The 14328-nt window shown below is 62.3% G+C and carries 12 protein-coding genes; 7 read left to right on the top strand and 5 right to left on the bottom strand.

The window, feature by feature from the left end; all coding sequences use genetic code 11:
• Nucleotides 1-47 precede the first annotated feature (47 nt).
• The 3 genes from dnaJ to LOM8899_RS06110 all read right to left on the bottom strand — a co-directional run bounded on the left by dnaJ (nucleotide 48) and on the right by LOM8899_RS06110 (nucleotide 4388).
• The gene (gene dnaJ / locus LOM8899_RS06120; protein ID WP_093991195.1) at nucleotides 48-1199 is read right to left on the bottom strand and encodes a molecular chaperone DnaJ; all 1152 of its coding nucleotides are present in this window, start codon (nucleotides 1197-1199) and stop codon (nucleotides 48-50) included.
• Nucleotides 1200-1294: 95 nt separating this feature from the next.
• Nucleotides 1295-3205 (bottom strand): molecular chaperone DnaK, encoded by a 1911-nt coding sequence (gene dnaK / locus LOM8899_RS06115; protein WP_093991194.1) that lies wholly within the window; start codon nucleotides 3203-3205, stop codon nucleotides 1295-1297.
• Nucleotides 3206-3566: 361 nt separating this feature from the next.
• Nucleotides 3567-4388 carry an ABC transporter permease gene (locus tag LOM8899_RS06110; protein ID WP_093991459.1) on the bottom strand — a complete coding sequence of 274 codons (822 nt, stop codon included), beginning with the start codon at nucleotides 4386-4388 and terminating at the stop codon, nucleotides 3567-3569.
• 171 nt (nucleotides 4389-4559) lie between these two features.
• On the opposite strand from LOM8899_RS06110, the gene cysQ reads away from it, so the two are divergent.
• The 7 genes from cysQ to LOM8899_RS06075 all read left to right on the top strand — a co-directional run bounded on the left by cysQ (nucleotide 4560) and on the right by LOM8899_RS06075 (nucleotide 13078).
• Nucleotides 4560-5360 carry a 3'(2'),5'-bisphosphate nucleotidase CysQ gene (cysQ, locus tag LOM8899_RS06105; protein ID WP_093991193.1) on the top strand — a complete coding sequence of 267 codons (801 nt, stop codon included), beginning with the start codon at nucleotides 4560-4562 and terminating at the stop codon, nucleotides 5358-5360.
• Between the two features lie 15 nt (nucleotides 5361-5375).
• Nucleotides 5376-6599 (top strand): glycosyltransferase family 2 protein, encoded by a 1224-nt coding sequence (locus LOM8899_RS06100; protein WP_093991192.1) that lies wholly within the window; start codon nucleotides 5376-5378, stop codon nucleotides 6597-6599.
• Nucleotides 6600-6744: 145 nt separating this feature from the next.
• Nucleotides 6745-7638: a UTP--glucose-1-phosphate uridylyltransferase GalU gene (galU, locus tag LOM8899_RS06095; protein ID WP_093991191.1), complete on the top strand. Its 894-nt coding sequence runs from the start codon at nucleotides 6745-6747 to the stop codon at nucleotides 7636-7638.
• 24 nt (nucleotides 7639-7662) lie between these two features.
• Nucleotides 7663-8871 (top strand): glycosyltransferase family 4 protein, encoded by a 1209-nt coding sequence (locus LOM8899_RS06090; RefSeq protein WP_093991190.1) that lies wholly within the window; start codon nucleotides 7663-7665, stop codon nucleotides 8869-8871.
• 45 nt (nucleotides 8872-8916) lie between these two features.
• A complete protein-coding gene (locus LOM8899_RS06085) occupies nucleotides 8917-9927 on the top strand; it encodes a glycosyltransferase family 2 protein (protein WP_093991189.1) in 1011 nt (336 codons plus the stop codon).
• Nucleotides 9924-11624: a DUF5927 domain-containing protein gene (locus LOM8899_RS06080; RefSeq protein ID WP_093991188.1), complete on the top strand. Its 1701-nt coding sequence runs from the start codon at nucleotides 9924-9926 to the stop codon at nucleotides 11622-11624. The genes LOM8899_RS06085 and LOM8899_RS06080 overlap by 4 nt, the downstream gene beginning before the upstream one ends.
• Before the next feature lie 20 nt (nucleotides 11625-11644).
• Nucleotides 11645-13078 (top strand): nodulation protein NodH, encoded by a 1434-nt coding sequence (locus tag LOM8899_RS06075; RefSeq protein ID WP_093991458.1) that lies wholly within the window; start codon nucleotides 11645-11647, stop codon nucleotides 13076-13078.
• 9 nt (nucleotides 13079-13087) lie between these two features.
• On the opposite strand, the gene LOM8899_RS06070 is transcribed toward LOM8899_RS06075, so the two are convergent.
• Nucleotides 13088-13552 carry a PTS sugar transporter subunit IIA gene (locus LOM8899_RS06070; protein WP_093991187.1) on the bottom strand — a complete coding sequence of 155 codons (465 nt, stop codon included), beginning with the start codon at nucleotides 13550-13552 and terminating at the stop codon, nucleotides 13088-13090.
• A 34-nt stretch (nucleotides 13553-13586) separates the two neighbouring features.
• A complete protein-coding gene (gene hpf / locus LOM8899_RS06065; RefSeq protein WP_093991186.1) occupies nucleotides 13587-14162 on the bottom strand; it encodes a ribosome hibernation-promoting factor, HPF/YfiA family in 576 nt (191 codons plus the stop codon).
• Between the last annotated feature and the right edge of the window lie 166 nt (nucleotides 14163-14328).

Raw genomic sequence — 14328 nt, 5'->3', positions numbered from 1 at the left:
CCTGACAGTCCGCCGATTCCGGTTAGCAATTGGTTAATGGGCGAAGGTTACCCCTTCATGCCCTCCCAAAAGTTCTTCACCGCGCTGAAAAAGCCCGCCGATTGAGGGTTGTTCTCGGCGCTGAGCTTGTCGAACTCGCGCAGAAGTTCCTTCTGGCGGCTGGTCAGGTTGACCGGAGTCTCGACGGCCAGTTCGATGAACATGTCGCCGATGTCCTTGCCGCGAATCGCGGGCATGCCCTTGCTGCGCAGGCGCATCTGGCGGCCGGATTGGCTGCCCTCGGGGATCTTGACCCGGCTCTTGCCACCGTCGATCGTGGGCACTTCGATATCGCCACCCATCGCGGCGGCAGTCATCGACACGGGCACGCGGCAATACAGGTCCATCCCGTCGCGCTGGAACAGGGCGTGGTCCTTGACCTCGATAAAGATGTAGAGGTCGCCCGTCGGGCCACCGCGCATACCCGCCTCACCTTCGCCTGCCAGACGAATGCGTGTGCCGGTCTCGACACCCGCCGGGATGTTGACCGACAAGGAACGGTCCTTGTCGACGCGGCCGGCACCGTGACAGGTGGTGCACGGGTTCTTGATCGTCTGTCCCATGCCGTTACAGGTGGGGCAGGTGCGCTCGACCGTGAAGAAGCCCTGCTGCGCCCGAACCTTGCCCATGCCGGCACAGGTGGGGCAGGTCTGCGGCTCGCTGCCGCCCTCGGCGCCGGTGCCCTTGCAGGATGTGCAGGACACGGCCGTGGGCACGTTGATGGTCTTTTGCAGACCGGCATAAGCCTCTTCGAGGCTGATGCGGAGGTTGTAGCGCAGATCGTTGCCGCGGGCGGCACGGCTGCGACCGCCACCGCGGCCACCCATCATGTCGCCGAACAGATCGTCGAACACGTCCGAGAAGGCAGAGGCGAAATCGCCCTGGCCGCCCATGCCGCCACGGCCGCCGGGACGGCCACCGCCACCCATGCCACCCTCAAAGGCCGCATGACCAAAGCGGTCGTAGGCCGCCTTCTTCTCGGCGTCCTTCAGAACGTCGTAGGCTTCGTTGATCTCTTTGAACTGAGCTTCCGCATTCGGGTTGTCAGAGTTGCGGTCGGGATGCAGCTCTTTGGCCTTGGTGCGGTAGCCCTTCTTGATCTCGTCGGCGCTGGCGCCTTTGCGCACGCCGAGGAGATCGTAGTAATCCTGTTTTGCCATCTGAGGTCGTCCCCTTCATGCAAACCGAAACCGAAATCGGCCCGCACCGCGTATGACGGGCGGGCCGATCCGGGATAGGTCAGGCTGACAAAGCCTTATTGACCACGCTTGTCGTCGTCGAGGTCTTCGAAATCGGCATCAACGATACCGTCGTCGTCACCCTCGTCGGCGGCAGTCGCCTGATCGCCGTCTTCCGCTTCCTGGCTGGCCTTGTAGATGGCCTCGCCCAGCTTCATGGCGGCTTCGGTCACGTTTTGAACGCCGGACTTGATCTTGTCGGCATTGTCGCCGTCCAGATCGTCCTTGAGCGCGGCAATGGCCAGTTCGATCGCTTCGATGGTGGTCGGGTCCACCTTGTCGGCGTGCTCTTCCATCGACTTCTCGGTCGAGTGGATGAGGCTCTCGGCCTGGTTCTTGGCTTCCACAAGCTCCTTGCGGGCCTTGTCGGCTTCGGCGTTTTCCTCGGCGTCGCGGACCATCTTGTCGATGTCCTCGTCGGACAGACCACCAGAGGCTTGGATGGTGATCGTCTGCTCCTTGCCGGTGCCCTTGTCCTTGGCGCTGACCGACACGATGCCGTTGGCGTCGATGTCGAAGGTCACCTCGATCTGAGGCATGCCGCGCGGTGCAGGCGGGATGTTCTCCAGATTGAACTGGCCGAGCATCTTGTTGTCCTGCGCCATCTCGCGCTCACCCTGGAACACCCGGATCGTCACGGCGTTCTGGTTGTCCTCGGCGGTCGAGAAGACCTGGGACTTCTTGGTCGGGATCGTCGTGTTGCGGTCGATCAGGCGGGTGAACACACCACCGAGGGTCTCGATACCCAAGGAAAGCGGGGTCACGTCGAGCAGAACCACGTCCTTGACGTCGCCTTGCAGAACACCGGCCTGAATGGCGGCGCCGAGGGCCACGACCTCATCGGGGTTCACACCCTGATGCGGCTCCTTGCCAAAGAACTTGGCGACCTCTTCCTTGACGCGGGGCATGCGGGTCATACCACCGACGAGAACAACCTCGTCGATCTCGCCGACGGACAGGCCGGCGTCCTTCAGAGCAGCCTGACACGGCTTGATAGAGGCCTTGATCAGATCGCCAACGAGGCTTTCCAGCTTTGCGCGGGTCAGCTTCATCACCATGTGCAGCGGCTGACCGTTGGAGCCCATCGAGATGAACGGCTGGTTGATCTCGGTCTGGGTCGAGGAGGACAGCTCGATCTTGGCCTTCTCGGCGGCTTCCTTCAGACGCTGAAGGGCCATCTTGTCCTTGGTCAGGTCGACGGCGTGCTCTTTCTTGAACTCGTCGGCGAGGTAGTTGACGATGCGCATGTCGAAGTCTTCACCACCAAGGAAGGTATCACCGTTGGTGGATTTCACTTCGAACAGGCCGTCGTCGATCTCAAGAATGGTCACGTCGAAGGTACCACCACCAAGGTCATAGACGGCGATGGTCTTGGTCTCTTTCTTGTCGAGGCCGTAGGCGAGCGCGGCAGCGGTCGGCTCGTTGATGATGCGCAGCACTTCGAGGCCAGCGATCTTGCCGGCGTCCTTGGTGGCCTGACGCTGGGCGTCGTTGAAGTAGGCGGGCACGGTGATGACGGCCTGCGTGACTTCCTCACCAAGATAGCTCTCGGCGGTTTCCTTCATCTTGCCGAGGATGAACGCAGAAATCTGGCTCGGGGAGTATTTCTCACCCTTGGCCTCGACCCATGCATCACCATTGCCGCCGTCGATCACGGCATACGGGAGGTTCTTCTTGTCCTTGGCAATATCGGCGTCGTCAAAGCGACGGCCGATCAAACGCTTGACGGCGAAGACGGTGTTGTCGGGGTTGGTGACGGCCTGCCGCTTGGCGGGCTGACCTACGAGACGCTCTTCATCCGTGAAGGCGACGATGGACGGCGTGGTGCGTGCACCTTCCGAGTTTTCGATGACCCGCGGTTTGGACCCATCCATGATGGCCACACACGAGTTGGTGGTACCGAGGTCGATGCCGATGACTTTAGCCATTTTCAAATCCCTTTACGTTAGGCGGTTTGAGCAGCACGGACCCGTTCCGGCACCCGTGCCAACTGGAGAGCGGCCCATCGCATCGTCTGCTCAGGGCCGGTTGACGGGTATATAGGGAGGGCTCCGAGGGGCTGCAACCTTCGGCTTGGGTCTAAAATGGTAAAGTTGGGCACTATGAATGCCGCATCCGCACAATCTGGGCCGGATGGGCGCAAAGCAGGCCGCACGAGGCCTTAAACAAGGCGCAGGGCGTCGCAATCGAGATTCCGAGACGGGCCGCAATAGCGAGGCCGGTTTGTGCGGTCGTGCTTGCCTCGGTGTCACCCGGACAGGGGGGGCCGGACAGGCCAATCGACCAGTCCTACCGGGTCGCGCCCCAGCTGACCGAAGCGTGGCGACGGGTGTAGTATTCGCCCATCAGGCCCAGAACGATCAGCCCGATAGCGATATAGAGCGGATAGGTCGGAGAGCTGAAATGCGGATTGTAGTTCAGGAACACGTATCCGCGGCACTGGTCGATGGCATGGAAAAGCGGGTTCCAGTCGAACATAACAAGCATGTATCCGGGCAACGAATTGGCGACGAACATCTTGCCGCTGGCGATCATGTTGGCGCGGGAATAGATCGACGCGGCGATGGTGACGAACTCCGGCGCCCACGGCTTGATCGACAGAAAGACGACGCCGACGCCGACTCCGCTGAGCCATGCCAGCAACACCATCTCCATCGCGCCGACGGGATCGTCGATGGTGATCGGGGCAAAAAGCACATGGTAGAAGAACAGCACCACGAACAGCGACAGCAATTGCAGATACAGGGTGCCCAAAGCCGCCGCGCAAATGGTGATCAATGTGTTCAGCGGCGCGTGTTGCATCATCGCGGAGGTCGGGCCCTCGGCCTTGACCACGGCGCCCATCGTCTTGGTATGGAGCAGGAACAGAAAGATGCCCGACATCAGATAGAGCATGAAATCGCCGCGGATCGCATTGCCGCGCATGCCCAGAATGTTGAACATCAGGAAGAACGCGGCAATGAACACGATGGTCTGAATGATGTTCATCACAAGACCTGCCAGCGCATTGCGGTGGGTCTTGCGGATGTTGCGGACGGTGGAATGATAGATCAATTCCAGTATCGCCAGAATACTGCGGGTCGGCGTTCTTTTCTGGGTCGTCTGAAACATCGCCATGGTCCTGCTTGGCCTGCACTCTTATTGCGCACAGGTCTTTGGCCACATTGGGGCATAGACCTGATCGCACGAATTCCTTGCCGATCCGTTGAGCCGGAACCATAAGGGGGCAACCCCGGCAAATCAATAAAATCGCCGGACGCGGACAATTACATAGAGGCTACGATGAATTTTGACACACTGACATCCGTGATGCGCACCTTGGCATTGGAAGCTGGCGCCAAGATCATGGAGATCTACAACTCCCCCGATTTCGAGGTGAAAACCAAAAGCGACAGCAGCCCGGTCACCGAGGCGGACGAAGCCGCCGACGCGATCATCTCGGCCGGTCTGCGGGCCGCGTTTCCGGATGTGGCACTCGTCACCGAAGAGCAGGCCGACAGCCACGGCCAGGCCGTTTCGACCTTCCTGATCGTCGACCCGCTCGACGGAACGAAGGAATTCGTGCAGCGGCGTGGCGACTTTACTGTGAACATCGCCTATGTCGTCGACGGCGTGCCGGTGCGGGGCATCGTCTACGCTCCGGCCAAGAAGCGGCTGTTCTACACCGACGCCAGCGGACAGACGGTCGAGGAGACCGGGGATCTGGCCGTGGACACCGTCGGGCCGACGCATCCGATCAGCGTCAACGCATCGCCCGACAACTCGGCGCTGATGGTCGTCGCCTCCAAATCGCACCGGGATCAGGCGACCGACGACTACATCAGCAAGTATGGCGTCAAGGACATGACCAGCGCCGGCTCGTCGCTGAAGTTCTGCCTGATCGCTGCGGGCGAGGCCGATCTCTATCCTCGACTGGGGCGGACGATGGAATGGGACACCGCCGCCGCTGACGCCGTGCTGCGCGGGGCCGGCGGGCATGTGGTCGGCTTTGACGATCACAAGCCGCTCGCCTACGGCAAAGAGGGGTTCGCCAACACCTTCTTCATCGCCTATGCGCCGGGCGTCGAACTGAAACCGGCCTAAGATCAGGCCCATGCCGTGACAGACCTGTCGGTCAGCGTCGTTGTCGTCAGCCGGGGCCGCCCCGCGGCGCTCCGGCGATGCCTGACGGGGCTGGGGCAGCTCTATTACCCTCGGTTCGAGGTGATCGTGGTCGCGGATCCGCAAGGGCTGTCCGCGATCACCGACTGGTCTGGGCAAATCAAGACGGTGGGCTTCGACGAGGCGAACATTTCGGCGGCGCGCAACCTCGGGATCGCGCAGGCGGCCGGAGATATCGTCGCCTTCATCGACGATGACGCCGTGCCGGAGCCGACCTGGCTCGACTACCTCGCCGCAGCCTTCGCGTCGCCCGACGTCAGCGCCGCTGGCGGCTTTGTCCGGGGGCGCAACGGGATCAGCTTTCAGTGGAAGGCGCGGGTCGCGCAAAGCGACGCAACCACGCGGGATCTCCCCGTCGACGAACAGCAGGTGACCATCCACCAGAACGCGCCCGGTCGCGCGGCCAAGACCGAGGGCACCAACATGGCGGTGCGGCGGGACATTCTGGCTCGAATGGGCGGATTCGACCCTGCTTTCCGGTTCTATCTGGATGAGACGGACCTCAATCTGAGGCTCGGGATGGCCGAGACGCGCACCGCTTTCGTGCCCTTGGCGCAGGTGCACCACGGCTTCGCCGCCAGCGCCCGGCGGCGGGACGACAGGGTGCCGCTCAGCCTCTTCGAAATCGGAGCCAGTCATGCCGCATTCCTTCGCAGACACGGCGCCGGGCTCGACGCTTTGGCGCTGCGCGATGCCGAACGGGCGGCGCAAAGGGCGCGGCTGCTTCGACACATGGTGGCGGGCCGGCTGGAGCCTCGGGACGTCGGGCGGCTGCTCGACGGGTTCGACAGCGGCTGGATCGACGGAGCGGCGCGCCCGATGGAGGCTCTGCCCGAGATCGGCGTCGCGGAGACGGATTTCCTGCCGATGACCGTGCGGACCGGGCGTGGGCACCGGGTCATGTCCGGACGACGACGCGACAGGAAGGCGCTCTTGCAAGAGGCCGAACAGGCCGTCGCTGCGGGCGAACGGATCACCCTGGTGATCCTGTCTCACACGGCGCGCCGGCATCGGGTGCAGTTTACAGACGGTGGCGTATGGCTGCAAAGCGGAGGACAGTTCGGCGCCTCGAACCGAGACGAAAACAGCTTCCGGTTGTGGCGTTTCGACGACCGTGTTCACCAAGAGATTTCGAATCTGTCACATTTGCGCAAGATTTAGACGCTAACGAAGACAAATTCGGAGTTTGTCCGATTTTGGCCACGTCGGTGCCGTGGGTGGGGCTGTAATCGAACGCAATCTGGTGATAAGATCGGGCGGTTAATGACGGTATCGTCCAGCAATCGGTTGGCTGACAGGAGAATTGATGAAAAAGCGCGTTACCAAGGCAGTCTTTCCCGTGGCAGGCATGGGAACCCGGTTCCTCCCCGCGACAAAATCGGTGCCGAAAGAGATCATGACGCTCGTCGATCGCCCGTTGGTGCAATACGCCATCGACGAGGCCCGCGCCGCCGGTATCAAGGAATTCATCTTCGTCACGGCGCGGGGCAAATCCGCGCTCGAAGACTATTTCGATCACCTTCCGGAGCTTGAGAACAAGCTGCGCAAGGACGGCAAGGACGAGCTGCTCAACACGCTCAAGGCGACGAACATGGACAGCGGCGCGATTGCCTATATCCGGCAGCACAAGGCGCTGGGCCTCGGCCACGCGGTCTGGTGCGCCCGCCGGCTGATCGGAAACGAGCCCTTCGCCGTCATGCTCCCCGACGATGTGATCGCCGCCGAGAAACCCTGCCTGCAGCAGATGGTCGAAGCCCATGCCGAAACCGGCGGCTGCGTCGTTGCCGCGATGGAAGTGCCGAACGACAAGACCTCGTCCTACGGTGTGCTCGACATCGATCAGGACATGGGGTCGATGGTCTCGGTCAAGGGGATGGTGGAAAAGCCGCCCGCCGGCACCGCACCGTCGAACCTTGCCGTGATCGGGCGGTATATCCTTACGCCCAAGGTTCTGCAGAACCTCAACCAGATCAAACCAAGCGCCGGTGGCGAATTGCAACTGACAGACGCCATCGCCGAAGAGATCCGGAAAGGGCGCGACGTCTACGGCTTCCGGTTCCGGGGTGAGCGGTTCGATTGCGGCTCCAAGGCCGGGTTCCTTCAGGCGACCGTGGCCTTCGGCCTCGCACGTCCGGAATTGCGCGAAGAATTCGGGCAGTATCTGCACGAAATGCTCGCCATGCGTAACGCGGCCCAGTAGGGGCGCGCCTTGGGCAGGGGTCGCATGACCCGGCTTGATCAGACTGAACGCCCGCTCGCACGTCTGCTGGACCTGACCCGGCTCGTGTCCCGGGCGGGACGGGTTCTGACCGGGGTCGACCGGGTCGAACGGGAATACGCCTTCGCCTTGCTCGATGACGCGGTCCCGGTCTGGGGCCTCGTGCATACCGCGCTGGGGTATGTGTTGCTCGACGAAAGCGGCATCCGCACGATCCTTCACGCCGGCGATACCGGCGATTGGGGCACGCCCGATCTGCTGTCCCAGCTGTCGCGGCGGCTCGATCCCAAACGACAAGCGGGGCAGAGCTTCGCCCGCAGGCACGCGGTGCGCCGGGCGACGACGCGGGGGCTGGGGCGGATGCTGCGCGGTCACTTGCCCGCGGGCACCGCCTGTCTCAACGTCGGGCACAGCAACCTCGGGTCACGCAGCCTCGCCGCCCTGCGCAGTATTCCGCAATCGCGGGTCATCGTGATGATCCACGACACCATCCCGCTCGACCATCCGGAAATGCAGCGCGACGGGACGGTCTCCGGTTTTGCGGCCAAGCTACAGAGGGTCGGGCAGATGGCGGACCTGATCCTTTGCCCGTCGGAGGTGAGCAAATCCGACATCCTGCGGCACATCGGACAGCCGGCGCCGCCGGTTCTGGCCGTGCCACTGGGAGTACGACCCACAGTGCCAAAACAGGAGGAATTGCCCGCCGGGCTCGACCTGTCGACCCCCTATTTCGTGAGCCTCGGCACCATCGAGCCGCGCAAGAACCACGCGCTCCTTCTGGACATCTGGGACGAGCTCGGGGGCGCCGGACCACGACTGTTCATCTGCGGATCCAGAGGCTGGAACAACGAGGCGGTCTTCGCCCGGCTCGACGCAAAGCCTGCCGGCGTCACCGAATTGGCGGGGCTGTCCGACGGGGCGGTGGCGGCGCTTCTGGCGGGGTCCAACGGGTTGCTCTTTCCCTCCGTCGCCGAAGGGTTCGGCCTGCCATTGGCCGAAGCGGCGGCCCTCGGGGTGCCGGTCATCTGTGGCGATCTGGCCATCTGTCGCGAGGTGCTCGGGCAAAGCGCAGTTTACCTGCCGGTAACGGACCGCTATCTATGGAAAAACACGATCGAGGACGCAGCAGACAACCGACATCAGCGCGATACACAGCGGGTTTTCGATCCGCCGACGTGGGACGAACACTTCAAGAACGTGTTAATGCATTGCTGATAGGTGGGGTGTTGCAGGCGGGGCTAGGGCGGCAAAGGGACGAGATTGGGGTTTCTGCGATCATATCGACTTAGATTGCAGCGAAAGCGTTGGCGCATCCGTGCGTGGCGCAAATCGCGGCAATTGACGGCTGTGAACGATCGAACAAGAGAGATTCGGCCCGACGACATCATCGTCTTTTCCACCTTTCGGAACGAAAACGTCCGTCTGCCGTATTTCCTCGACTACTATCGCAAGATGGGGGTCGGGCACTTCATCATGGTCGACAACGACAGCGATGATGGCGGGCGGGAATATCTGGCGGGGCAGGGCGACGTCTCGCTGTGGACAACCACGGGCAGCTACAAGCGGGCGCGGTTCGGGGTCGATTGGCTCAATTGGCTGCAATGGCAACACGGGCACAAGCATTGGTGCCTCGTCGTCGATCCGGACGAGCTTCTGGTCTACCCGTTCTGCGACACCCGGCCGCTGAGGGCGCTGACCGATTGGCTGGACGCGTCGTCGATCAAATCCTTCGGGGCGATGCTGCTGGACATGTATCCCAAGGGGCGGATCGACGAGGCCCCCTACGAGCGGGGGCAGGATCCGATCGATCTGGCCTGCTGGTTCGATGCGGGCAACTACGCGATCTCCAAGAACACCAAGTTCGGCAATCTCTGGATCCAAGGCGGGCCAAGGGCGCGGAAATTCTTCCCCACGGAGCCGGACAGAGCTCCCGCGCTGAACAAGATTCCGCTGGTCAAATGGGATCGGCAATATGCCTACGTCAGCTCGACGCACATGCTGCTGCCACGCGGGCTCAACCTTGTCTACGACGAATGGGGCGGCGAGAAAGCCTCCGGCGTGCTGCTGCACACCAAGTTCCTCGACACGTTCACCGTCAAGGCGCGCGAAGAGCTGGAGCGCAAACAGCACTATGCCAATTCGCATGAATACCGGGCCTATGCCGCCGGACTGGTGGAAAACCCGGATCTTTGGTGCAAGTGGAGCGAGAAGTATATCAACTGGCGACAGCTCGAGATCCTCGGGCTGATGTCCAAGGGGAACTGGGCGTGAGCGTCGGCGTCGTCATGCTCGTCCACACCGCGCTGCACCGGGCCGAGCAAGTGATCCGGTTCTGGGTTGCCGGGGGCTGCCCGGTTGTCGTTCACGTCGACAAGACGGTTCCGCGCAAGACCTACGACGCCTTCGTCGGCAATCTGTCCGATCTCTCCGATCAGGTGAAATTCTCGGCACGGCATCGCTGCGAATGGGGCACATGGGGGATCGTTGCGGGCACGCAGGCCGCCTCCGAGCTGATGCTGAGCACCTTTCCCGACGTGCGGCACGTGTACCTCGCGTCCGGCTCCTGCATGCCGCTGCGGCCCGCCAAGGAGCTTCGGCGCTACCTCGACGCCCGGCCCGGCACCGACTTCATCGAAAGCGCGACGACCGCCGATGTGCCGTGGACGGTCGGCGGCCTGTCCGAAGAGCGGTTCACCCTGCGGTTTCCGTTTTCGTGGAAGCGGCACCGCAAGCTCTTTGACCGCTACGTCAACTTCCAGCGCCGGTTCAAGCTCAGGCGACGGATCCCGGACGGGATCGTGCCGCATATGGGCAGCCAGTGGTGGTGCCTGACCCGGCGCACCCTGTCAGCCATCCTGCAAGACCCGGATCGGGAAACCTACGACCGCTACTTCCGCAAGGTCTGGATTCCTGACGAAAGCTATTTCCAGACGCTCACCCGGCTCTATTCGCAGCACGTGGAGAGCCGGTCGCTGACACTGTCCAAGTTCGACTTCCAGGGCAAACCGCACATCTTCTACGACGATCACCTGCAGCTTTTGCGGCGATCCGATTGCTTCGTCGCGCGCAAGATCTGGCCCCATGCGGACAGGCTGTTCGAGGCGTTTCTTGCGCCCGATGCCCGTGGCGCCGCCGGGGCAGAGCCGAATCCGGGCAAAATCGACCGGATCTTCGCCAAGGCCGTCGACAGGCGGACGCGGGGTCGGCCGGGGCTCTACATGCAGAGCCGTTTTCCCAACGAGAATTGGGAAAACGGGGTCACTTCCGCGCCCTATTCAGTGTTTCAGGGCTTTGCCGAGCTCTTCGAGAATTTCGAACCGTGGCTCGCGCGGGCCACAGGGGCGCGGGTGCACGGCCACCTCTATGCGCCGGACCGTGTGCATTTCGAAGGCGAGCAGGAAACCTTCGCCGGGGCGCTGAGCGACAGCCCCGCCTTGCGGGACAAGAACGGGCGGATGTTCCTGACCAACCTGATCTGGAACACGCGGGGCGAGCGGCAGTGCTTTCAATTCGGCCCCTCCGATACGCAAGACATCAGCTGGGACATCGCCAAGGACCCCAGCGCGCATATCGTCGTCATCTCCGGGGCGTGGGCGGTGTCGCTGTTCCAGTCCAACGCCAACTTCGCCGATCTGCGGACAGAAGCGGCGCGGCTGCAAAGGATCGAGGCCGAGCATCTTCGCGCCCTGCGGTCACCCTATGCCAAGGCCCATATCCGTATCTGGACGATGGCCGAGTTCATCGAAAACCCGATGGAGGCGCTGCAAAGCATCGTCGATCTGATCTCGAACAAGGGGATGCGTCGATTGACCGAGGCGCCGCGCATGGTGGATCTCAATGGCTTTGGACAGTTCCTGCAAAACCTCAAGAACCAGGGAATGCACCCCTACCTGATGGGCGATTTCCCCGTCGACCCGCCCGCCGAGAATGCCACGCCGCCCAAGCGTAAACCTTATCTGGTCAAGTGACCCCCAACCGGTTGGAAGAGATGTCGCGTTTCGACTACTTTATCGTCTTTGCAGATATGCGGACCGGCTCCAATTTTCTCGAGGCCAATCTCAACGCGTTCGACGGGGTGTCCTGTCTGGGCGAGGCGTTCAATCCGCACTTCATCGGCTATCCGAACAGCACCGAGGTGCTCGGGATCACGCAGGCGCAGCGGGACAGCGATCCCGCCCGGCTGATCTCCGCGGTCAAGGCCGAGGGGGCCGGTCGGCCCTCCGTCATCGCGGGGTTCCGCTATTTCAACGATCACGATCCGCGGGTCATGGAGATGTGCCTGCCCGACCCGCGCTGCGCCAAGATCGTGCTGACCCGCAATCCGGTGGAAAGCTACGTGAGCCGCAAGATCGCCGCCGCCACCGGCCAGTGGAAGCTGACCAACGTCAAGCACGCCAAATCCGAAACCATCCGCTTCGAACCGGGTGAATTCGCCCGGCATCTGGATGCGCTTCAGGCGTTTCAGGTGCGGATTCTCAACGGGCTGCAACGCACCGGCCAGACCGCCTTCTACGTCGACTACGAAGACCTGCAGGACGTCGAGGTGATGAACGGTCTCGCGGCATGGCTCGGCATCCCGGCGCGGATCGAAGGGCTGAACAAGAAGCTCAAGAAGCAGAACCCGGAGCCGCTTTCCGAAAAGGTGCAGAACTTCGACGAGATGGAAACGGCGCTGGCGCGAGCGGATCGGTTCAATCTGACCCGAACTCCGAATTTCGAGCCGCGGCGCGGGCCGGCGATTCCCACTTATGTGGCCGCGCCGAAAACCCCGTTGCTCTACCTGCCGCTGCGCTCCGGGCCAGAGGCCGCCGTGCGCGACTGGCTGGTCGCACTCGACGGCGGTGCCGCGCTGCACGGCAAATTCACCAACAAGACGTTGCGCCAGTGGATGGGCAAACATCCGGGGCACCGCAGTTTTACCGTCCTCCGACACCCCGTCGCGCGGGCGCATGCCGCATTCTGCGAGCGCATTCTGCCCGCCAGCGGCGCAGGGACGTTCCCCGAACTGCGGCAGAACCTGCGGCGGCAATTCAATCTGCCGCTTCCAGAGGGCGACGTCGGCGAGGACTACGGCACGGCCGAGCACCGGGCGGCGTTCCTGTCGTTTCTGAGCTTTCTCAAGCCCAATCTCGGCGGGCAGACGAATCTGCGGATCGATCCGGCATGGGCCAGCCAAGGGGTGCTGTTGCAAGGCATGTCAGGCTTCGCTCCGCCCGACATGATCCTGCGCGAAGACAGCCTTGGGACAGACCTCGCCTACCTCGCGCGGCAGGTGGGTCGCGACGATGCTCCGGCAATGACGCAGGACACCGATCCCCACCACTACGCCTTGGCCAAGGTCTATGACGCCGACATCGAAAAAGCCGCGCGCGACGCCTACGGGCGCGACTACGAGATGTTCGGATTCTCTGATTGGGGGTAGGGGGGCCGGTCAGGCCGCCTGCGACGAGGTGACGTCCGTCAGGATCGTGTGCAGCGTCGACGGATCGTGGTTGGCGCGCAACTTGGACCGCACCGCGGAATCGCGCAAAGTGCGGGACACGAGGGCCAATGCCTTGAGGTGCTCGACGCCGGCTTCGGTCGGGGCAAACAGCGCAAAAACCAGATCGACAGGCTGACGGTCGACCGAATCGAAATCCAGCGGCCGCTCAAGCCGGATGAACAGACCACAAACCTCGCTGAGACCTTCCAGTCGGGCATGGGGCAAGGCAACGCCTTGTCCCACGCCGGTCGGGCCAAGCCCCTCACGCTCTGTCAGGGCTTCGATCACGGTCTCCGCATTCAAACGATAGACAGATTCCGCCATTTCGCCCAAGTCCTGAAACAGCCGCTTCTTGCTGCTCGTTCCACCAAGAACGCGAACGCTCGAGGGCTTCAGGATATTTGCCAACTGCATGAGTCTCTTGGCCTCATAGTTTGTGGTGCTGGGTTCACCCGTCCGTTCGGGGATCGACCCAGCCAATATTGCCATCATCACGCCTGTAAACGACGTTTATTCCGTTCGTCTTCTCGTTGCGGAAAACCAGAACCGGCGCGTGTGCCAATTCCATCTGCATCACCGCCTCGCCCACCGAAAGAGAAGGGATCTTTGTTTGAAGTTCCGCTACGATCACCGGGCTGTCCGGTGTCGTGGCCGAGTCCTCTTCGTCCTCCGATGCAGCGAGGATATACGAGCCTGCTTCCAAAAGTTCAACCGGGTTTGGGCGGGCCTTGTGATGGTCCTTGAGGCGGCGCTTGTAGCGGCGCAACTGCTTGTCCATCTTCTCGCAACTGGCATCCAGGGCAGCATAGATCTCGGTCGCCTTGCCGGTGGCTGATGCATTCAAACCGGTGGAAAGGTGCACGACCGTCTCGCAAACAAACTCGTGTGCGCTCTTCGAGAAAACCACGTTCGCCTCGGTCGGGCGTCCGGCATACTTCGACAACATGGCGTCCAGTTCGGTGCGCACATGCGTCTGCAGAGCTTCGCCAATGTCGATCTGTTTTCCGCTGATCTGATACCGCATTTCGTCTCCTATAGTAGTCAGATGCGCCACCTGCGGCCCTTGATCATCAAGGCACCGGTGTCGAATTGGGCACAGCTGAGTGAGATGAGGATTTCACCTGTTTTTCAGAATGATAGCACCTCTTAGGCGGAAACGCCTGAGCCGAAGCGCGCTGGAAAAACGGGTT

The sequence above is a fragment of the Flavimaricola marinus genome (assembly GCF_900184895.1).
Classification (GTDB): Bacteria; Pseudomonadota; Alphaproteobacteria; order Rhodobacterales; family Rhodobacteraceae; genus Flavimaricola; species Flavimaricola marinus.
Note: the sequence above shows the minus strand (reverse complement) of the source record. Positions and strands in the feature narration are given on the sequence as shown.